Source organism: Mesorhizobium sp. M1E.F.Ca.ET.045.02.1.1 (assembly GCF_003952485.1).
Lineage (GTDB): Bacteria > Pseudomonadota > Alphaproteobacteria > Rhizobiales > Rhizobiaceae > Mesorhizobium.
The window spans coordinates 3,650,388-3,669,881 of record NZ_CP034447.1; the positions used below are offsets into that span (position 1 = coordinate 3,650,388).

20 protein-coding genes are annotated in these 19,494 nt (G+C 62.7%); 12 read left to right on the forward strand and 8 right to left on the reverse strand.

Annotated features, from left to right (window positions below; genetic code table 11):
- Positions 1-9: 9 nt before the first annotated feature.
- The 4 genes from EJ070_RS17680 to EJ070_RS17695 form a co-directional block, all read right to left on the reverse strand.
- Complete coding sequence (locus EJ070_RS17680; RefSeq protein WP_126092507.1) at positions 10-795, reverse strand: DNA-binding domain-containing protein; 786 nt, start codon at positions 793-795, stop codon at positions 10-12.
- Positions 782-1,807, reverse strand: coding sequence for a DUF692 domain-containing protein (locus tag EJ070_RS17685; RefSeq protein WP_126092508.1), 1,026 nt, complete (start codon positions 1,805-1,807; stop codon positions 782-784). Before EJ070_RS17685 ends, EJ070_RS17680 begins: the two co-directional genes overlap by 14 nt.
- Before the next feature lie 43 nt (positions 1,808-1,850).
- Positions 1,851-2,120 carry a DUF2282 domain-containing protein gene (locus tag EJ070_RS17690; RefSeq protein WP_126092509.1) on the reverse strand — a complete coding sequence of 90 codons (270 nt, stop codon included), beginning with the start codon at positions 2,118-2,120 and terminating at the stop codon, positions 1,851-1,853.
- Positions 2,121-2,352: 232 nt separating this feature from the next.
- A complete protein-coding gene (locus tag EJ070_RS17695) occupies positions 2,353-3,210 on the reverse strand; it encodes a hypothetical protein (protein ID WP_126092510.1) in 858 nt (285 codons plus the stop codon).
- Between the two features lie 232 nt (positions 3,211-3,442).
- Between EJ070_RS17695 and EJ070_RS17700 the strand changes: the two genes are divergently transcribed.
- From EJ070_RS17700 to EJ070_RS17720, 5 genes are all read left to right on the forward strand, one after another.
- Positions 3,443-3,697, forward strand: coding sequence for a hypothetical protein (locus EJ070_RS17700; RefSeq protein ID WP_245464905.1), 255 nt, complete (start codon positions 3,443-3,445; stop codon positions 3,695-3,697).
- A gap of 206 nt (positions 3,698-3,903) precedes the next feature.
- The gene (locus tag EJ070_RS17705; RefSeq protein WP_126092512.1) at positions 3,904-4,818 is read left to right on the forward strand and encodes a LysR family transcriptional regulator; all 915 of its coding nucleotides are present in this window, start codon (positions 3,904-3,906) and stop codon (positions 4,816-4,818) included.
- Between the two features lie 189 nt (positions 4,819-5,007).
- Entirely contained in the window at positions 5,008-5,508 is a 501-nt protein-coding gene (locus EJ070_RS17710) for a cupin (RefSeq protein WP_126092513.1), read from the forward strand.
- Positions 5,509-5,600: 92 nt separating this feature from the next.
- On the forward strand, positions 5,601-6,803 hold the full coding sequence (locus EJ070_RS17715) for an MFS transporter (protein WP_126092514.1): 1,203 nt from the start codon (positions 5,601-5,603) through the stop codon (positions 6,801-6,803).
- A gap of 92 nt (positions 6,804-6,895) precedes the next feature.
- Complete coding sequence (locus EJ070_RS17720) at positions 6,896-7,339, forward strand: DUF302 domain-containing protein (RefSeq protein WP_245464947.1); 444 nt, start codon at positions 6,896-6,898, stop codon at positions 7,337-7,339.
- Positions 7,340-7,398: 59 nt separating this feature from the next.
- Here EJ070_RS17720 and EJ070_RS17725 read toward each other — a convergent pair whose 3' ends face one another.
- Entirely contained in the window at positions 7,399-8,310 is a 912-nt protein-coding gene (locus EJ070_RS17725; RefSeq protein WP_126092516.1) for a LysR family transcriptional regulator, read from the reverse strand.
- Between the two features lie 273 nt (positions 8,311-8,583).
- Here EJ070_RS17725 and EJ070_RS17730 point away from each other — a divergent pair, with 273 nt between their 5' ends.
- The 5 genes from EJ070_RS17730 (at position 8,584) to EJ070_RS17755 (ending at position 14,399) form a co-directional block, all read left to right on the forward strand.
- Entirely contained in the window at positions 8,584-9,366 is a 783-nt protein-coding gene (locus EJ070_RS17730) for a 3-hydroxybutyrate dehydrogenase (RefSeq protein ID WP_126092517.1), read from the forward strand.
- A 27-nt stretch (positions 9,367-9,393) separates the two neighbouring features.
- On the forward strand, positions 9,394-10,551 hold the full coding sequence (locus EJ070_RS17735; RefSeq protein WP_126092518.1) for a patatin-like phospholipase family protein: 1,158 nt from the start codon (positions 9,394-9,396) through the stop codon (positions 10,549-10,551).
- Between the two features lie 30 nt (positions 10,552-10,581).
- Positions 10,582-11,976, forward strand: a complete 1,395-nt coding sequence (locus tag EJ070_RS17740) for an NAD(P)/FAD-dependent oxidoreductase (protein WP_245464906.1) — start codon at positions 10,582-10,584, stop codon at positions 11,974-11,976.
- Between the two features lie 237 nt (positions 11,977-12,213).
- On the forward strand, positions 12,214-13,560 hold the full coding sequence (locus EJ070_RS17750) for an NAD(P)/FAD-dependent oxidoreductase (protein ID WP_126092520.1): 1,347 nt from the start codon (positions 12,214-12,216) through the stop codon (positions 13,558-13,560).
- Between the two features lie 140 nt (positions 13,561-13,700).
- Complete coding sequence (locus EJ070_RS17755) at positions 13,701-14,399, forward strand: peroxiredoxin-like family protein (protein ID WP_126092521.1); 699 nt, start codon at positions 13,701-13,703, stop codon at positions 14,397-14,399.
- Here EJ070_RS17755 and EJ070_RS17760 read toward each other — a convergent pair.
- On the reverse strand, positions 14,383-15,288 hold the full coding sequence (locus EJ070_RS17760) for a LysR family transcriptional regulator (protein ID WP_126092522.1): 906 nt from the start codon (positions 15,286-15,288) through the stop codon (positions 14,383-14,385). The genes EJ070_RS17755 and EJ070_RS17760 overlap by 17 nt on opposite strands.
- A gap of 249 nt (positions 15,289-15,537) precedes the next feature.
- Here EJ070_RS17760 and EJ070_RS17765 point away from each other — a divergent pair, with 249 nt between their 5' ends.
- Positions 15,538-17,013: an NAD-dependent succinate-semialdehyde dehydrogenase gene (locus tag EJ070_RS17765; protein WP_126092523.1), complete on the forward strand. Its 1,476-nt coding sequence runs from the start codon at positions 15,538-15,540 to the stop codon at positions 17,011-17,013.
- Between the two features lie 84 nt (positions 17,014-17,097).
- Here EJ070_RS17765 and EJ070_RS17770 read toward each other — a convergent pair whose 3' ends face one another.
- Together EJ070_RS17770 and EJ070_RS17775 are read right to left on the reverse strand one after the other, a co-directional pair.
- Positions 17,098-17,844, reverse strand: coding sequence for a GGDEF domain-containing protein (locus tag EJ070_RS17770; RefSeq protein ID WP_245464907.1), 747 nt, complete (start codon positions 17,842-17,844; stop codon positions 17,098-17,100).
- A 264-nt stretch (positions 17,845-18,108) separates the two neighbouring features.
- A complete protein-coding gene (locus EJ070_RS17775; RefSeq protein WP_245464908.1) occupies positions 18,109-18,813 on the reverse strand; it encodes a thermonuclease family protein in 705 nt (234 codons plus the stop codon).
- 130 nt (positions 18,814-18,943) lie between these two features.
- On the opposite strand from EJ070_RS17775, the gene EJ070_RS17780 reads away from it, so the two are divergent.
- On the forward strand, positions 18,944-19,480 hold the full coding sequence (locus EJ070_RS17780; RefSeq protein WP_126092525.1) for a hypothetical protein: 537 nt from the start codon (positions 18,944-18,946) through the stop codon (positions 19,478-19,480).
- The last annotated feature ends 14 nt before the right edge of the window (positions 19,481-19,494 follow it).

Below are 19,494 nucleotides of genomic sequence, written 5' to 3' on the forward strand. Positions count from 1 at the left end.
CCGTCTCCGTCAGTTTGAGGGGGAATTCGAGACGACCCGCACGTCGGTGACGAGCCTGTCGCGGAACAGACGCACAAGGGCTGAAACCAGGTCGAAGGCCGGGTCGAGCGCCAAGGCACGGCCAGTGGCATGCTCAAGGCCCAAACCGTGCTTCAGCGAATGCCAGAAGGCGAAGCTCGCGCGGTCTAGCAGAAAAAGCCGCACGTAATTGCCCGATCGCCACAACGCCACGCGTTCGGGGCGCCTTATCCAGGTGACGTTTTCGTCGACCGCCGTCTTCTGTTGATGCGCCATCCATACCGACAGGATCGACCAGTGCGAGACGATCAGGCGCAGTGAGGGCTGGAGCAGGATATCCGGCGAGAGCCCGAGGTCGGTGTTGTCGTAATCTGCGAGGCTGCGGGGTGGGAGCGAAGCCCTATCGAGCGCCTCGGCGATGGCCCATTCGAGCCGCGCCGTTTCGGCGACGATCGGCATATCGGACAGCGTGTCGATCGTCTTGAGGAAACGCGGGAAGCCGGCGCCATAGCGCGCAAGGCGCGATTCAGCCGGCGGATGGCGTCGAATGAACTCGCTCGCCACGTAACGGAAGAACCGTTCGTCGACAAGGCGGACGGTGACCGGAAACACCGCCATCAGCACTGCGGTGAGCGAACTGCGCGTGTTGTTCTGGTAGATGCGCAGGCGGGCCAGTGGATCGGCCTTGCCGGCGGTCAGCATTTTCGCGGAGACCATTGGTTCGATGGCAAGCACCGAGCGCGCCATGGTGGTCTGCAGGTGTTCAAGCGGCAACATCGTATCTTCCCTCCATCGGCGTTAAAGCGTTCGCCATCACAAGTCCGGCCTTGGCGGCAGCACATGCTGCAAGCACTGGCATGCTGGTCCTCACGTTTTCAAAGGGGGTAGGGGACGCGGGCCGGGGCTTGGTTGTCGCGGCCTGTCTCGCAGCCTGCTTGCGGCCGAACATGATCGAAGCGGTCAGCATGTCGGCCCACATCGCTTCGCCAAGCAGCACGTCGAGAACCGGAACGTCGGTATCCCATTCGATCAGGGTTGGTCGCGGTCCGAGGCGCGTTATGGCGTGCTCATAGAGGGCCCAAACGACCGGCGGAACCCGCGAGCCATGGTCGTCGATGAGCACGGTGTCGGTTCCGACCTGATTGGTCGCATGGCCGGCGAGATGGATCTCGCCGATAGCGCCCGCAGGCAGCGCATCGATGAAAGTCTTTGCATCGTATTGCAAATTGTGCGCCGAGACATGGACGTTGTTGACGTCGAGCAGCAGGCCGCAGCCGGTCCGCGCCACGAGCTCGGCCAGGAACTCGGCTTCGTTCACTGAGGAGTCGGCAAAGGCGACATAGGCAGACAGATTTTCGATCAGCACCTGCCGCTTCAGCATCTCCTGGACGGTATCGACGTTGCGCGCCACGATCGCCAGCGCCTCTTCGTCATAGCGCAGCGGCAGCAGATCGTTGAGGTAGGCGCCGTCGGCGACGCTCCAGGCCAGATGCTCGGAAACCAGATCGGGCTGGAAGCGCTCGCAGACCCTGCGCAGCCTTTCGAGATGGTCGAGGTCCAAGCCTCGCGCGCTGCCCAGCGACAGGCCGACGCCATGCACCGACAGCGGATAGATTTGGCGCAGCCGTTCAAGCGCCTCGACGCCGGCGCCGTCTCCCATGTAGTTCTCGGCATGAACCTCCAGCCAGCCGGCGGAAGGCCGTCGCGTCAGCATTTCGCTGATGTGAGGCGAGCGAAGACCGATGCCCGCCGATGCGGGAATCGCAAGGGGCTGAAATGCACGGGACATCGGTCTGCTCCATTCTAGAGGGTTGGCTCGAAGTCTGGATCGTTCAGGCTTTCGGCTTGTCGCTGCCGCCCGCGATCTTGGCGCAGTTGCCGGCGGGCACGTAGAGCCAGGAATCCGGCTGGTTGTCGGCGGTTGCGGTGCCGGCGCAGGAATGCGTCGCGGTCTGGCAGTCGTTCTGGCCCGCCTTGACCACGCCGTAGCACTTCTCGAAGGCGAAGCCGGGCTTGGCGGCAGGACCGCTGTAGGCCGCTGTCGCGGCAAGCGAGGTGGCGGCCGCGAGGGCCGATCCGATGAGGGTTTTGGTGTTGATCACAGGCTTGTCTCCTGGTTGGCGTTTCGAGAGAAAGACCGGCCTTGGGCCCGTCTGCAAATCAGTCTGTCCGATCGGCGTGCCGAGCTGAAATGCTGTCTCGGCATGGAATTGATACGCGGCCACTATGTTCTGGAGCGCGGCGCGGAAAGGCCCTCCGGCCGGGCACCGGAGGGCCTGGCGCCTGCATTCGGGAGTATGCGAAGCAGGCGCGGCTAGGCGGGGAGCGAGGCGCCTAGATGTATCGACTTTTGCAGTTTGTGGCCGGGCTTCCACCAGTGCGGAGAGGATCAGCGGCAAGCCAGTCTGCTGCGCGCTGCCGCCCCGTGTCGCGCATGTCGGTCAGTTCGCCCCAGTCGATCCAGGGCCGCAGGAGCAGCGGAGCTCCGGCACGGTATCGACTGTCGAATATGGTGTGAACCGGCACGCATTTGGTCACGCAATGACCGGCTGCAAGGCTGCGGTCCGGACACGGCGTGGTGAATACGCAAGGTCTGCCGGTGACAATCAGGCGATGGCGAGCTTCAGGTGATAGGACAGGCGGCGACTGCAAGACGTCGCCGTCGCCCCAATAGATATCGCCGTCGATCTCGACAGGCAGCGAGAGGAAGGGGATCGTGGCCGCCGCCACGATCGCGTTGATCGACAGCTGGTCGCTTGTGAATATCTTCACCGCGTCCGTGCGCGCGTTGACGGTTAAGACGCCCAGTTTCACCGGGCAGTCTTCGTCACGGATTTGCTCGAGGTCGATCGACTGTTCCAGGACGGATCGAAGCAGGCTGGCTCTGCCATCGGCGAAAATCGAGGCGTGGCTGACGCGCCGCCAGAAATTGGCGAGTGCCGTCCGCGCGCCGCGCCTGCCGCCGACACTCAAGCCGTAGGCAAAGACCGCCGCCTCCATCGCTGCAAAGCCCGACGCGGTGACGCTGCTGAAGCTGCAGCTCGGCTCGTCCAGCAGGCGATCGAGCACGCCCCACACGAAAGCGCCATGTGCATCGTTTGCCAGCACGATGTCGATCGTCCGGTCTCCTACATTAAGATCAGCCACTGATGTGATGGCTTGGTCTGTTTTCATTGCGGGCTGGGTAAGCATGGTTTGGTCTCCATCCCAAGATCGTCAACAAGGCGACTGGAGAGAGACTGCCGCATCTTCTTGTTCAGCCGAAATGCCAAGGTGGCATGAAGTCCATAGGCAGATTGCATTGGCTGTCGGTCTTCGCGCGCCACACTCTTCATCCCGATCAGGCCAGGTTGCTTGCTTGGCCCCGTTGCTAGAGCCGCGGCCTGGAACCAGGAGGATAATGATGAGAGCAAAACTCACCTGTATGGCGGTGCTTGCCATAAGTCTTGGCGCAAATCCGGCGTCCGCCGACCCCTTCAGCGATCTTGCTGCGTTGCCGACGTTCTACACCGACGCCGCGATGAAGACGATGAAACCTATGGCTGGGTTCAAGAAGGCTTGGTTCGCCCTGTCAAAGCATGACCGGGTCAAGATGACGAAAGCGTGCAACGACCCGGCGATGAGCAAGCCGCACGCCGAATTCTGCGCCAACCTGCAGGCGCTCGGCGGCGCCAACTGAGCTGCCGGCCCCACCGTTTCGGGCAACATCGACATGATGGCGAGCAGCGTGCTCGCCATCATTATTTGGCGGAGTTCGCACCTCGCCCCCAGACATCATGACCGATCGCTATCGACTTTATAGCCGCAGCGCATTGGCGTGGGACAGCACTTTGCGGCAGGGTCCAAAGCCAGGAAAGCGTCGTTCGCAATGCGGGACAAATCGGTATGGACATTCATCACATCCGCTACTTCCTGGCCGTGTGCGAGACACGAAACTTCACGCGCGCCGGCGAGAAGTGCAACGTCACCCAGCCGGCGCTGTCTCGGGCGATCCAACAGCTAGAGGATGAAGTCGGCGGCTTGCTGTTTCGCCGCGAAAGAAACCTGACGCATCTGACGGATCTGGGTGCGCTTCTTCGGCCACGGTTTCAGCAGATCCTCGATGAGGTGACCGGCGTTCGGCAGGAGGCGTCGAGGTTCCTGTGCCTGGAAAACGCAAATCTCAAAGTTGGGGTCATGTGCACCATCGGTCCGCGCCGCTTCACCGGTCTGTTGGCGGACTTCAACAGGCGCCAGCAGGGCATTCAGCTGCAGCTGGTGGAAGGCGTGCCTGCCTCTTTATCGCAACTGCTGGAAGCGGGTGAAATCGATGTTGCCATCATGGCGTCCAGCAACAGTTTTCCGGAACGCTTCGACGTCACGCCGCTCTATCGTGAGCGGTTCGTTCTGGCCTTCCCCAACGGTCACCGGCTGGCCCGCAACGACAATGTCGCCATCTCCGAGCTCGACGGCGAGAACTATCTCAGGCGGCTGAATTGCGAGTATCGTGATCACCTCGCCGGCCTTTGCAACGATCGCGGCGTCAAGCTCAGAATCTCCTACGCAAGCGAGCGCGAAGACTGGATTCAGAACATGGTTTCCGGCGGGCTCGGGATTTGTTTCATCCCGGAATTCAGCGCCGTTATCCCGGGTCTGCAAATCAGGCCTGTCATCGATCCTGAAGTCTGGCGGGAGGTCTCGCTGGTCGTCGTGGCGGGCCGCCGTTTCTCGCCGGCGACGTCAACCTTCGTGAACAGCGTCAAGGCGCACAGCTGGCCGGAAAGCGGCATCGACCTGCCGGTCAGGAAGACTGCAGCGTAACAATCCGAAGTGAAGCCTAACTCCGCGGCGAACTTCGTGGCGGAGATGATCGCGTTGGTGCGATCACCCACCATAGTTTTCAGGTATCGATTTAAGAGCCAGTCAGCATTTCTCTTTCGTCGAGGCTGCCGTCACTCTCTTTTCATGCCCCGCCACCGCGATTGGGCACCGACAAAGGAGAAATTAGACATGGCTTCCAAGACTATTGCGTTGCGTCTGCCGCTGGAGGCGGCGCTGACACTCGGACTTCTTACCGCAACCGCTGCGTTTTCCGCAGCCCCGGCGTTCGCCGGCGACTGCCCTGCCGGCCAGGCCGCTACGACCGACATTCAGGAACATCCCAGCAAGCCGGTCGGCGTGACCGATACGGTCCTTTCGGCGATCGATCTGAGCAGCAAGGGCGAAGCCTGGAAAGGCAACATGCTGCGTCTGCGCAAGCTCGTCGTTCAGCCGGGCGGCGTCGTCCCGTGGCATGAGCACACGGTTCGTCCCGCCAACATCATCGTCGTCGAAGGCTCGATCACCGAATACGCCAGCACCTGCAAGGTCGGCATCGAGCATCCGGCTGGCGACGTGACCGCCGAGTTCGGCCAGCTCGCCCACTGGTGGAAGAACAACGGCAAGGTTCCGGCGGTGCTCTATTCCGCCGACATCCTGCCGCCCGCGATGCACAACGATCACATGATGTGAGCCGTTCGTCGCGGCCTGCAGATCCCAGCAGCAGCAGCAACCAACAGCGCGTCCTCGGGCGATCGCCCGGGGACGTGGCCACGGAGCCTGTCATGACGACCAGCGAACATACCGAACAGACGCGGCTCCGCACCGTTGCCGCAGATACCTGGCGCTTCGGCCTGATCGCCCTGATCGCGTTCCTGACGCTCGTCGATCTGTTCGCAACCCAGGCAATCCTGCCTTCGCTGGTGACACGATTTGGCGTCAGCCGCGCGACCATGGGCTTCGCCGTCAACGCCAGCACCTTCGGCATGGCGGTGGCCGGTATCGCCGTCGCGCTCTTCGGGCGCGGCATCGATCGCCGCAACGGCATCTGGATCAGCCTGGCCATCCTGGCGATCCCGACGACACTGCTTTCGCAGACAGACAATATTGCGGTCTTCGCCCTGCTGCGCGTAGCGCAAGGTTTGTGCATGTCGACTGCGTTCACGCTCACGATGGCCTACCTGGCGGAGCACTTTTCCGCTCGGCAGACCACGAGCGCGCTCGCGGCGTATGTGACCGGCAATGTTGCCAGCAACTTCTTCGGCCGGCTGATGTCGGCGGCCGTCGCCGACACGTTCGGCATCTCTACCAACTTTCTGACCTTCGCCGCCCTTAATCTGTTCGGCGCAGTTCTTGTCTGGTTCACGCTGCAGAAGACCTCGGCAATGATGCGCGCAGATGCGACGGGCGGACTCGCCCGCGCGGCCTGGAAAGCCCCGTTGCAGAACGTCGAGCTGCGGGCCTGTTTCGCGATCGGCTTCCTCATCCTCTTCGTCTTTATAGGCACGTTCACCTACGTGAATTTTCAACTCGTAGCAGTGCCCCTGTCTCTGACCCCGATGGCGCTGGGCGCGGTCTATTTCGTCTTCCTGCCGTCAATGCTGACCACTCCGCTCGCCGGGCGTGTGGCCTCGGGTCTCGGCCCGAGGGTAGGGGTTGGCGCAACGCTTGCGCTGGCGATTGCCGGTCTGCTTCTGCTGCTCACACCCAGTCTTCCCATCGTCCTCGCCGGGATGGCGCTGGTCGCCAGCGGCACCTTCCTGGCGCAGGCGATAGCAACGGGACATGTCAGTCGGACCGCGTCGCGCGACCGCGCCGCCGCAAGCGGCATCTATCTGGCCTCCTACTATGCGGGCGGGCTCGCCGGCAGCTTCCTCATCGGACAGATCTACGACCGGGTCGGCTGGACGGCCTGCGTGGCCGCACTGGTCGCGGTTCTCGCGGCAGCGATCGCGGTAGCCCGAACGCTGAGAACGCCAGCCGCGTGACCACCGGAGCTGCGCCGGAGGTCACCCGAGAAACTCAATCCATAGCCAACTCAGCAACCAAGGAGAATGCGATGAGAGCCTACCTGAAAACCATGATTGCCGGTGCCGCCGTGCTGATGACAGTTGTCTTGCCGGCAGCCGCTTCCGACGGGGTCGTCACTATCAAGAGCGGCTATTCCGTCGCCGAGACCGTGGCCCGCATCAAGAAGGACGTCCTCAAGAAGGGCATCATGTTCTTTGGCGTGATCGACCAGGCAAAGCTCGGCAACAAGGCCGGCAACGATGTCAGGCCGTCGCGGCTCGTCATGTTCGGCAATCCGGCGCTCGGCACGACGTTCATCACCTCAAATCCCGAGGCGGGCCTGGACTGGCCGGTGCGCGTGCTGGTCTACCAGACGCCCGATGGGCAGGTTTACGCCGCCTATAGCGACTTCGACTGGATTGCGAAGCGGCATGGCATTACCGACCGGCAGGCGCAGTTCAAGATGGCGACCGAGGTGATCCAGTCCGTCACGTCGTCCATCAGGAAGAACTGACCGGCGCGAGGCGCCCAAATGCTTCGGCGCTTCGACGCTGTCAGCCTTGCACAGCCAGGTCATTCGGCGGCGGACAACGCGTTTGCCCGCTCGCCGAACCATTTCTTCTGGGTCGCTTCGCGGACTAGGGCGCCGACCGCCGGCGAATGCTTGCGGCCGCGCACGGTGACAAGATTGACGTCGCGCCAGAATTCCGGCTCGGTGATCGGCAGGGCCACAACACCCGGGTGCTTGGCGGTGTGCTCTGGCATGAAACCGAAACCGAGCCCGGCAGCGATCATGGCGAGCGTCCAGTCGTCGCGATCGCTCCAGTAGACCGGACTGACGGTAACGCCCTGCTGGGCAAGGATGGCATCCGCGTAGCCGGCAAATTCGCAGTTGTTGCGGTGAATATAACTTTCATTGCTCATGTCCTTCACCCGCACGACCCGCTGGTTCGCCAGCCGGTGAGCCAGGTGAACCGCCATCACCATCTGCTCGCGAAACAGCGGAAGGGAGTGAACCTCCTCGTCGGGAACGTCCGACGGCAATGCATAGATGGCGGCCTCGAGATCGCCTTCGAGCAATCTCTTTCGAAGATTCACGGCGTCTGAATCGCAAAGGTGAAGCTCCACGCCGGGGTGATGCCCACGGACGGCCGCGATCAGCTCGATGATCTCGTCCGGAGCGATCGTGCTCATGATGCCAAGCCTGAGCGGCATCCTTTTCAAATTCACATACTGCTCGGCAATCTGCTTTGCCTGGCGGGAGTTCTCGAAAACGCCCTCGAGATACGTCTCGACCATGCGGCCAAGCTCGGTGAGATGGGTGAAGCGGCGCTCGCGGTGGAAAAGCGCGCCGCCGAACTCATCCTCCAGCAGCTTGATGGCGCGCGAAAGCGCCGGCTGCGTGACGTTGCACTGCTCGGCCGCCCTGGTGAAATTCAGCTCCTTGGCAACGGCCAAGAAATATCTGACCTGGCTGATCTCCACTGCACGCTTCCCCTGGGTCGGTGCATGCCGCACGACCCGCGTTGCCGGGCGATCTTACTAGCTGCCCCTAGGTCAAACAACCCGGCCTGCGGGCTGCATCGCGAACGCACCGATCAGACCGTCAGCTATCGATTCCATGTCTCAACGGCATTTCCGCTTCTTCGCGCTGCTCGCCATACTTGATCAGAATTTCGGACCTGGGCGCACGCAAGCCCGTTGCTCGCAGCCGTTTGCTCGTCAATTCGGCGGCGACTTCAGCAAAAGGAAATGACGATGCTCAGAGGAAAGACGGCGCTGATAACAGGCTCGACCAGCGGTATCGGCCAAGGCATCGCCGAGGCCTTCGCCGCCAAGGGCTGCAACATCGTTCTGAACGGTTTCGGTGATGCCGCCGAGATCGAGTTGCTCCGGTCGAGGGTCGCTGCCGTCCACGGGGTGCACGTCCGCTACGACAATGCCGACATGAGCAAGGGTGGCGCGATCACCGCGATGATGGACAAGGCCATTGATGAATTTGGCGCGGTCGACATCCTGGTCAACAACGCCGGCATTCAGCACGTGGCGCCGATCGACGATTTCCCGATCGAGAAGTGGGAAGCTGTCGTGGCGATCGACCTCATGTCGTCGTTCTACACGATCCGGCGTGCCTTGCAGGCGATGAAGGCGCGCAAATGGGGCCGCATCATCAATGTCGCGTCCGCCCACGCTCTCGTCGCCTCGCCATACAAATCCGCCTATGTCGCCGCCAAGCATGGCGTGGCCGGCCTGACCAAGACCGTCGCGCTCGAGGTCGCCGAACAGGGCATCACCGTCAACGCCGTTTGCCCCGGCTACGTGCTTACCCCGCTGGTCGAAAAGCAGATCCCGGACACGGCCAAGGCCCGCGGGATCACGGAACAGCAGGTGATCAAGGATGTGCTGCTGGCCGCCCAGCCGACCAAGCAATTCGTGACTGTCGAGCAGGTTGCCGCGCTCTGCCTTTTCCTGGCCTCGGACGACGCGGCCTCGATCACCGGCGCCATCATGCCGATCGAAGGCGGCTGGACCGCTCACTAGAAGCCAACGACGAGGAGCGACAGCGCCATGAACAATATTATTCGAAATCCCTCGAAGTCGGCGTCTGTGACGGATGCCGGGCCGGCGGCCAACGTCTCCTCCCAGCGCCAGACCGTTTTGGTTCTGCAGGGCGGAGGAGCTCTCGGAGCCTATCAGGCCGGCGTTTATCAGGCACTCGTCGAAGGCGGTATCGAGCCGGACTGGGTCATCGGCACGTCGATCGGCGCCATCAATGCCGCGCTGATTGCCGGGAACCAGCCGCAAGATCGCCTGCCCAGGCTGCGGGAATTCTGGGACGGCGTCAGCCGGAGCAGTCCAATCGACGAATTCTTTCGGATGATGGTCCCGAGCAACATCTTTGCCAACATGGGCACGCTGACGCGAGGGATACCGGGTTTCTTCGAACCCAACCCGAGCGCCCTGTTCGGGATCAACCGGGAAGTGGGCGTTGAGAACGCCTCCTATTACTCCACGGATCCTCTGAAGAGGACACTCGGCAACCTAGTCGACTTCGACTATCTAAACCGGCGCCATACGCGATTGACGGTCGGCGCGGTCAACGTCAACACCAGCGAACTCAGATACTTCGACAGCAGTCAGATGCCGCTGTCGGCGGCCCACATCATGGCGTCGGGCGCCTTGCCGCCGGCCTTCCCGGCCGTGTGCATCGATGGCGAACCCTACTGGGACGGCGGGGTCTATTCCAACACTCCGATAGAGGTCGTGCTCGACGCGCGGCCGCGGCGCGATGCTTTGATCTTCGCGGTCAATATGTGGCAGCCGCGGGGCTCCGAGCCAAAATCGATCTGGCAGGTCATGGGGCGACAGAAGGATCTCCAATACGCCAGCCGTGGCAGAAGCCACGTCGCCCGCCAGGAGCAATTGCATCGGCTCAGGCACGTCGTGCGCGAGATGGGGAAACTGGTGCCGGAGGAGCGGCGCGACGATCCGATGTTCAAGGAACTCGCCTCCTATGGCTGCCCTTCGGTCATGCACCTCGTTCGGCTGCTTTCGCCGCGCCTCGACGGCGAGGACCATACCAAGGACATCGACTTCACCCGTTCGGGCATTCGCACTCGCTGGCAGGCGGGATACGAGCATGGGCAGCGCGTCCTCTCGGAAAAGCCGTGGGAGTGCGAAGTCGACATGCTGCAAGGCATCGTCATCCACGAATCCCAAGAGTGAACGGTTCCGGAGAAGGAACGGAGAATTCCGATGCAGATCATAACTCCGGGCATGCGGCTCATTCCGGAAGCGGTGCTCGCCAATAACGCAGCGCTTTTCCGCACGATCCCTGAGACACCCTCGCACCGGGACAAATCGCTGCACCGCGTGGTCATCGTCGGTGGCGGCGCAGGAGGGCTGGAACTGGCGACCCGTCTGGGCCGCAAGTTCGGCAAGGGGCGGCTTTCCGTCACGCTGGTCGACCGCAGCCGCACCCATATCTGGAAGCCGCTGCTGCATGAGGTGGCGTCCGGCGCGCTGAGCGCATCGCACGACGCGGTCGAATACATCGCCCATGCCAGCCGCAACCACTATCGATACCGTATCGGCGAGGTCGTCGGCATCGACCGTGCGAAGCGCCAGATCTTCGTGGCACCCAGCTTCGATGACAACGGCAGGCAGATCATGCCGCCACGGGTGCTGGGCTACGACACGCTGGTCATGGCCGTCGGCAGCGTCAGCAACGATTTCGGCACGCCGGGCGCTGCTCGCCACGCCATCTCGCTCGACACGGCGGAGCAGGCCACCCGTTTCAACAAGCGCATGATAGACGCATGTCTGCGGGCCAATGCTCAATACGAGCAGCTTTCGCCTGGACAGCTTCACTGCGTCATCGTCGGCGCCGGAGCTACCGGCGTCGAGCTGGCCGCGGAATTGCACAAATCGATGCGGGAAATTGCCTCGCACAATCTCGACAATATCGATTTCGAGAGGCTGATCCGCATCACCATCGTCGAGGCCGGACCGCGCATCCTGCCCGCCCTTCCGGAGCATATGGCCCACGCTTCGGCGCGCCTGCTCATCAAGCTGGGTGTGCAGATCCGATGCGGCATCAGAGTCACCGAAGTCACGGAAGACGGCATCCGGCTTGGCGAAAAACTGTTCCTGCCGGCCGAGCTCGTGGTCTGGGCGGCTGGGATCAAGGCGCCGGATTTTCTGAAAGACCTCGATGGTCTCGAAACCGACCGTATCAACCGCCTGATCATCGACGAAACCTTGCGGACGGTCGGCGATGAGAATGTATTCGCGATTGGCGACTGCGCGAACTGCGTGCTCCCGGGCGATGACAGCGCCTTGCCGCCCCGAGCTCAGACAGCCCATCAGCAGGCAGACCACATGGCGAAGGTGGTTGCAGCACGTCTCGCGGGGCAGGCTGTGCCGGCCTATCGCTACCGCGACTATGGTTCCCTCGTATCGCTCGCCGACTACGGTGCGTTCGGCAGCCTGATCGGAGGACTGAAGATCGAAGGTCTCGTTGCGAGGCTTGCCTATCGCTCGCTGCACAAGATGCATCTCAAGGCAGTGCACGGCCTCGCGAAGACGGCACTGGCTTCGATCGGCGAGATGATCGTCAGGCGCGCCAGACCGCGGATCAAGCTTCACTGATGCATGTCGCCCAAAAGTGTGCAGCGGTTTTGGGAGAACGACATGCATCAAACAAAGAATGCATGTCGCCCAAAAGTGCGGAGCGGTTTTGGGAAAACGACATGCATCAAAACAAAGAACGCATGTCGCCCAAAAGTGTGCAGCGGTTTTGGGAGAGCGACATGCATCGAAACAAAGACTTGAAGCGCGTCGATCGAATCCGTTTCGACGCGACGCGCCTAGCGCGGAGGCGGCGCGATGGAAAAATATGATGTGGTGATCCTCGGCGGCGGCAACGCCGGAATGGGTGTCACGGTCGCGACGCGCGCCGCCGGCCTTTCCGTGGCGATGATTGAGGCCCGCGATCTCGGCGGCACCTGCCCCAATCGCGGCTGCACGCCGAAGAAGGTCTTGGTCGCCGCGGCCCACGCGCTCGACGAGATCGAAAGGGCCGGCAGACATGAGATCAAGGTCGATAGGCCAAGGCTCGACTGGCGAGCCTTGATCGAACGGGAAAAGGAGATCATCAGGGACATCCCATCTCGACTGTCCGGATTGATGGCCAAGCGCGGGGTCGATGTCGTCTCCGGCCAAGCTTCATTCATCGGCAGCAACGCGATCCGTGTCGATGGCCGAGAACTCGAAGCCAGGAACATCGTCATCGCCACCGGCTCTAAGCCGCGTCCGCTGTCGATCCCGGGCGCCGAGCATCTGACGACTTCCGACGATGTGCTGAGCGATTCTGTGCTGCCGCGTGCGGTGGTGTTCATCGGCGGCGGCGTCATCGCTTTCGAACTGGGGCATGTCTATGCGCGTGCCGGCGTCGACGTGACGATCCTCGAGGCCCTGCCGCAACTTCTCGCAGGCTTCGACGAGGATGCCGTTGCCCAACTGCGTGGCGAGAGCGAGCGGCTCGGCATCAGCATCCATACCATGGCGTGGGTCAAGAGGATCGACGAGACCGACGGACGACTGCGGGTGAGTTTCGTGAAAGACGGCGTCGAATGCCTGGTGGACGCGGATCGGGTCGTCAACTGCGCCGGACGCGTGGCCAATGTCGAGGGCCTCGATCTTGGGGCCGGTGTCATCGTGCACCGAGAGGGCCGTATCGAAATCGACGATCACCTGCGCTCGCGCTCCAATCCCGATGTCTATGTCTGCGGCGACGCGGTGTGGAACTCCCCGCAGCTTTCGCCGATAGCCACCTATGAAGGCGGGATCGTCGGCCGCAACATCGTCGACGGACCGAAGCATCGACCCGATTACAGTCATATCCCAGCCTCGCTCTACAGCATCCCGGCTGTGGCAAGCGTCGGACTGACCGAAGCCAAGGCGAGGGAACGGGGCCTTCACGTCAAGATCCATGTGAACGACATGCAAGGCTGGCTCTCCGCCAGGACCTATGCGGAGGCGGTCGCATGGTCGAAGATCATCGTCGAGGAGACGACAGATCGGATTGTCGGGGCACATCTGGTAGGCCATGCCGGCGAGGAGCTGATCCACATCTTCGCGCTGGCTATGAAGCACGGCATCCCGGCGCGGGCGCTGTCCGAGATGGTCTACGGGTTCCCGACTTTTTCAGCGGATATCAGGAATATGATGTAACGCGCCGATCCGAGGCGGCGAATGGAACATGAACCTGGCATGCATCGATGCACGTGGGGCATCGAAACCATGCAGGAAAAGCATGCTAAATGCCGAGGGGCTTCGGTGGTAGGCTGCGGGCGACGTGTGAAAGTGCAGAAATGGCCGCCGAGGCAATGACATTCGAGCAATCCGTCCAGGCCGCCATCGAACTTGATGCGCCTCTCAACGAACGGCTGGCGGTAGTTGCCGCGGCGGTCCGACGCCTGAATTCCGAATTTGCGGACGCCGTGGACCGATTGGTGGATCGCCTGGAGAAGCTGGGAGCCGGCGCCATGGCTCCGGTTGCCGGCGAAGTCATGCCGGGGTTCCTGCTGCCCGACGACGAGGGCAAGCTTGTCAGCCTGGCAGAGATGCTTGCAAAGGGCCCAGCCGTCGTCACCTTCCAGCGCGGGCATTGGTGTCCCTATTGCCGCGTGAACGCCATCGGCATTGTCGAGGTGCAGCGCCAGATCGCGGAACTGGGAGGCCAGGTGGTCGTGATCATGCCGGAGCGGCGCAAATTCGCGAAAGCCATGAAGGCCGCGGTCGGCGCGCAGTTTCCGTTCCTGATCGACATGGATAACGGCTATGCCCTGTCACTCAACCTTGCGATCTGGGTCGGAGCCGAGATGGAGCGGCTGATGGGGGTTGGTTTTGATCTGCCGAGCTACCAGGGCAACAGCAGCTGGTTTCTGCCGATACCCGCAACCTTCATCGTCGGAACGAACGGGATCATCACCGATCGCTTCGTCGATCCGGACTACCGCCGTCGGATGGATATTGACGACTTGATCGCCGCCCTCAGGCGGGCTCGCTGACGCCGAAGGATGACCAGTCGGCCGATCTCAATAGGTTGAGCAGCGTCGTCGCGACCGGCGAGCGCTGCCTGCCGGCAACCGCATAGACGGAAACGATCCGCGAAACGTCGAGATCGCGGAGCTTGAGCCGGCGGATGTTCGCGGATCGGGGTGCCGTAAGCGAGACAAAGCCGACCCCGGCATTGGCCTCGAGCAACGCAAGAAGGTCCTGGTCGGTCTCCACTTCATGTGCAGTCCGAGGCGAATAGCCTTTTGCGGAAAGGCAGCGCGACAGCTCTTCGCTTGTCTCCCAATCGATCCGGCTGAGCACGGGTTCGGCGGCAAGCTGAGCCAACGCGACGTCGGCCTCGTTGCGGCGCGCCAGCGGATGATCGGAATTCACGGCGAGCTCGATCCCCTCCTGGAAAAGTGACCAGGTGTCGAGGCGATCCCAAACCTGGCCCAGCGGACCGGCAACGGCCAATTCGACCTCACCATTCTTGAGCGCCTCTACCACAGCCGCCGGCGAGCCGCGGTGGATTTTGAGATGCGCGCCGGGATAGGCCCGAAAAAGCTCGGTGAACGGCGAAACCAGCAGCGCAATATTGATGCTGTTCGAAATCGTGACGTTGAGAGGCGCGACGTCGCTGCTTTGCACTGCCTTGGCTAGTGACTTGGCAGAGGTCGCCGCGTCGTAGCACTGCTGCAGCAAGGGCAGCATGCGCCGGCCAAGCTCGGTCAAGTGGGAATGCTGGCGTTCACGACGAAGAAGCTCTCCGCCTAGCTCCTCCTCCAGCGTCTTGATGGCTCGCGTCAGCGCGGGCTGAGTGACATTGCACTCCTCGGCCGCTCTGGTGAAGTTCAACGTGCTGGATAGGGCCAGAAAATATCGGACCTGCTGCATCTCCATGAAATTTCGCCCCCTCAGCGAAATCCGGCTTTTCAGGCATGGCTAATTCGTTGCTATGCTAACGCAACCGGAAATCCAAGCAAGGTCGAGGGACGATTCGCCTAAACTTGGCTCCGCGAGACAATTGTGACGCTGGCTCCAACGGTGGGTCTACCGCCGTCCTTCCCAGGCCCTATGAGAGGCGTGGATGCGCGGCATACACGTTGGCGCCATTGACAACCATCAAGCTGCTCGAGGAGGAGACCGGTATTGCCCCTGTGCCTGCCGATGATCCGGCACCTGAAATCCCCCGACCTGTTTGCCGCGATCGACCGTGTGCCGGCGCTTGGCACACCGGCTGGCGGGCGTACGTTCGAGGTCTTCAATCCATCGACCGGCGAACTGCTTGCGGAACTTCCCGACATGGGCGTCGAGGAGACGCGCGCGGCGATTGACAAGGCCTATGTCGCTCAGGCCGAATGGGCAGCGCTGACCGCCCGCGAGCGCAGCGAAATCTTGTGGCGCTGGCATCAGTCGATCGTCACCCACACCGACGATCTCGCGGCTATCCTCACCGCCGAGATGGGCAAGCCGCTTGCCGAAGCCAGATCGGAGGTCTCCCATGCGGCCGCCTACCTGCAATGGTACGCCGAGGAGGCCAATCGTATCTATGGCGAGACGATCTCGGCGCCATCGACGGACCGCCGCATGCTGGTGATCAAGCAGCCTATCGGCGTCGTCGGCACGATCACGCCATGGAATTTTCCTGCATCGATGGTGGCGCGCAAGATCTCGCCGGCGCTGGCGGCGGGCTGCGCCATCGTGCTGAAGCCCGCCGAGCAGACGCCGCTTGTCGCGGGCGCCATGTTCGCGCTCGCCGCCGCGGCCGGTTTTCCCGACGGTGTCGTGAACCTTGTCTATGCCTCCGAGGGCGCCGCGGTGGGGCGTGAGCTCTGCCACAATCCCAAAGTGCGCAAGATCAGCTTCACCGGATCGACCGAGGTCGGGCGCCTGCTGATGCGCCAGTGCTCGGACCAGATCAAGAAGGTCAGCCTCGAACTGGGCGGTAATGCGCCTTTCATCGTCTTCGACGATGCCGACATAGATGCCGCCGTGGACGGGGCGATCCAGGCGAAGTTCCGCAATGCCGGCCAGACCTGCGTTTCGGCGAATCGCCTTTACGTGCAGTCGGGCGTTCATGACGAGTTCGTCGATAAATTCGTGGAACGGGTTCGCCAGCTTCAGGTCGGCGACGGTTTCGTTCCCGATGTCGCCATCGGCCCGCTGATCGACAGGCCGGCGCTCGCCAAGATCGAATCCCATATCGCCGATGCCGTTGGAAAAGGCGGTGCGATCCGGTGCGGCGGCGGTCGGATTGGCAGAGACGGCACTTTTTTCCAGCCGACCGTCCTTACCGATATTTCCAGCGCAATGACGGTGGCGCAAGAGGAGACATTTGGGCCATTGGCCCCGGTCATCCGCTTCGAGGATGCGGATCAGGTCGTGCGTGAAGCCAACGACACGATCTACGGCCTCGCCGCCTATTTTTATGCCTCCAACCTGAAGCGGGTCTGGCGTGTGGCGGAGGCCCTGGAATATGGCATGGTCGGTATCAACACCGGACGCATGTCCTCGGAAGCCGCGCCCTTCGGCGGCGTGAAACAGTCAGGCATCGGGCGGGAGGGTTCCCGCCACGGCCTCGAGGATTACCTCGAGATGAAGTATCTCTGCATGGGCGGCATCTGAGGTAAAACGACCAGGCCGCTTTTTGAAGAACGATGTGCCGCGGAATTGTCGCCCGCGGAGGCCGTTGGGGTTCCGCCCGCAGCGTCAGTTGCTGATATGCGACAATGCCAGGTCGGTCTCGTCCTGGGCCTCCAACAGGAGTTCTTCCGCCGACCGGAACATGTCCTCGAACGCCAGTTCATGCTCGAAGACAACGCCGCCGACGCGGATGGCAAGCACGTCCTTGTCGCCTTTCGGCGCGAAATAGATCTGTCCGACCGCGTCTCGAACGCGTTCGCCGATCTCCTTGGCGTCCTGCTTCGTCGCGCCGGGGAGGAAAACACCGAACATCGAGTTTCCGATGCGCCCGATCAGGTCGTCCTTGCGCAACGAGGACTTGATGGCCGAGGCGATGAGCCGCAAGGCCTCGTCGCCCCAGCCAAGACCGAAGCGCAAATTGATCGATGCAAGATGCTCCGGGTGAATGACGAGAAAGGCGCCGGAGCGCGGGCCGGACGGTCTCGCCGCCCGTCTGTCGACCATCGAGGTGAACACCGCCCCGTTGAGGCAGCCCGTCAGGCGATCGTAGGTGCCGGACCTTGTGAGTTCCTGCCGGTAACGGCGGAGCTCGACCTCTCTCCAGCCGAGCAAGGCAAAAAGCGGCAGACCGATGATGATAGGCAGAAGCGCGGCCGTGATGATGCTGCGGCCGAACGGCGTCAGCACGTCGCTGAGCAGGAGCAGATAGTTGAGGCCGAGCGACAGACCCACGCAGGCGGCGGTGCCGAGCAGGGACAGCCAAAGGACATGCTTCCAGGCCCCTGCCGGTGCAGTCTCGTTTTTCGTGCTCACTGGCCAATCTCCTGTTGGATGCATTGGCTTAAAGGCGGGGTGTTACGATTTCTGTTTCAGCGGGGCCTACAATTTGAAGGAATTCAGCGTCTTTCTCCGTGGGCGGCGTTGGATGGGCATTCGTCAGCGGCCGCGGCCCGGGTTCGCTTCGACGATCCGATTCGGTCGCAGCTCGGCGTTTGGTAGACTCGCCGAACTTTTTTAACCATTCCGTTATTACGCAATTCCGAACGGAAAGCCGTCACGCGCCTTTCGTGGGATGGCCTATTGCGGCGGGCCGAAGATGCCCATCTGGGCGCCCCGGGCCACGGCCTCGGCCTTGCCGTAGAGTCCGCCGGGCGTCGCCATCGCCCAGCCATTGGCGACGAGCCAGGCGCCGACATCCTGCTTGCCGAGCCTGCAGGGAGCGGCGATGGCGAAGCGATCGCCATCGGGCGGCAGGACACATTTGAGCGCCCGGCCGCGCAGCCAGGCGTTGAAGGCGGCGCGGGCGCGCTGGCCGCAGGGCCAGACGGCGTCGCCGAACGAGCAGGTCCTGTCGGGGTCGATATCGACCGCGCCGCTGATGATGACCCGGCGTCCCATGGCTTCGAAGACCGCTGACGAGACGGCGACCGGACGATAAAGCAGCGTCTCACGCCAGTCCTGCGGCATTGCCGTCTTCGGCGGCGAGGCGAGCCCAAGCTCACCAAGCGGCGGGCGGGCCCCGATACGCTCGATGCCCGCCGCGTCGAGCGGCGGCGGCGCGATGAGATCCTCGGCGATCCGGCGCGCCGGCTGGCCGGGCCGTGCGTCAGGAACGGGGAGGCGAGGGGCAGATCGCGCTTCGCCTGCCTCCGGGGTCGGCGGATAGGAGGGGAGGGTGGTCGGCAACCAGTGCCTGGACCCGGCAATCATCAGTGCGCCGGCGACCAGCCCGAGGCCGCCCAGCATCGTGGCAAGCCGGCCGGTCGATTTCACCTCGCCCACAAGCGCGCCCCATCGTTTCACCGGATCATACATTAGGCACTGGCGACATTGCTTGAAAAGCAAGGCGTTGCGTTAAGCCTCGCGCAACCAATGCGGCCTACATTCAAGCATCGGTTGTCGAGGGGATGACATGACGCGCAAGCCGACACTGCTCTTTGCCTTCCCGGCGCTCATGCTGTTCCTGCTGGCGGCGGAGCGGACGGCGACATTCCTTCTCGGAACCTATTCGGCGAGCCCCGCGATGTGGCGCGTCTGGCTCGAGCTGCGGCCCTTCTCGACGATGTTCTGGCAGCAGGTGGACTTCTATCTCGGCGGCTCGATGGCTCTCGACGCAGCCATCATCCTCGCCGCGTCGGCCGCCTGCTGGATGGCCTGCCGGGCGAAGAGGTCCGCCGGCTTTTTCCTCGCCAACCATGCCGCCATGCTGTTCGCCGGGCTGATGATCGCGGTCGGCAGCCATGCCGAAACGGCGAGCACGATTGCCACCTTCACCGCGCCGCGCGGTTTGCAGTTCTCGCTGGCGATCGACTTCAGCTGGAAGAACAGCCTGGTGCTGTGCCTTGGCCTCGCGGCCTGCGCCTATTGCCATGTCGCTTTCCTGCGCGAGGCGAAACTTCGCACGGAAGCCCGCGCCGTCCGCATCCTGGCGCTCCAGCGCGACTTCTAATTTAGCCTGGCATC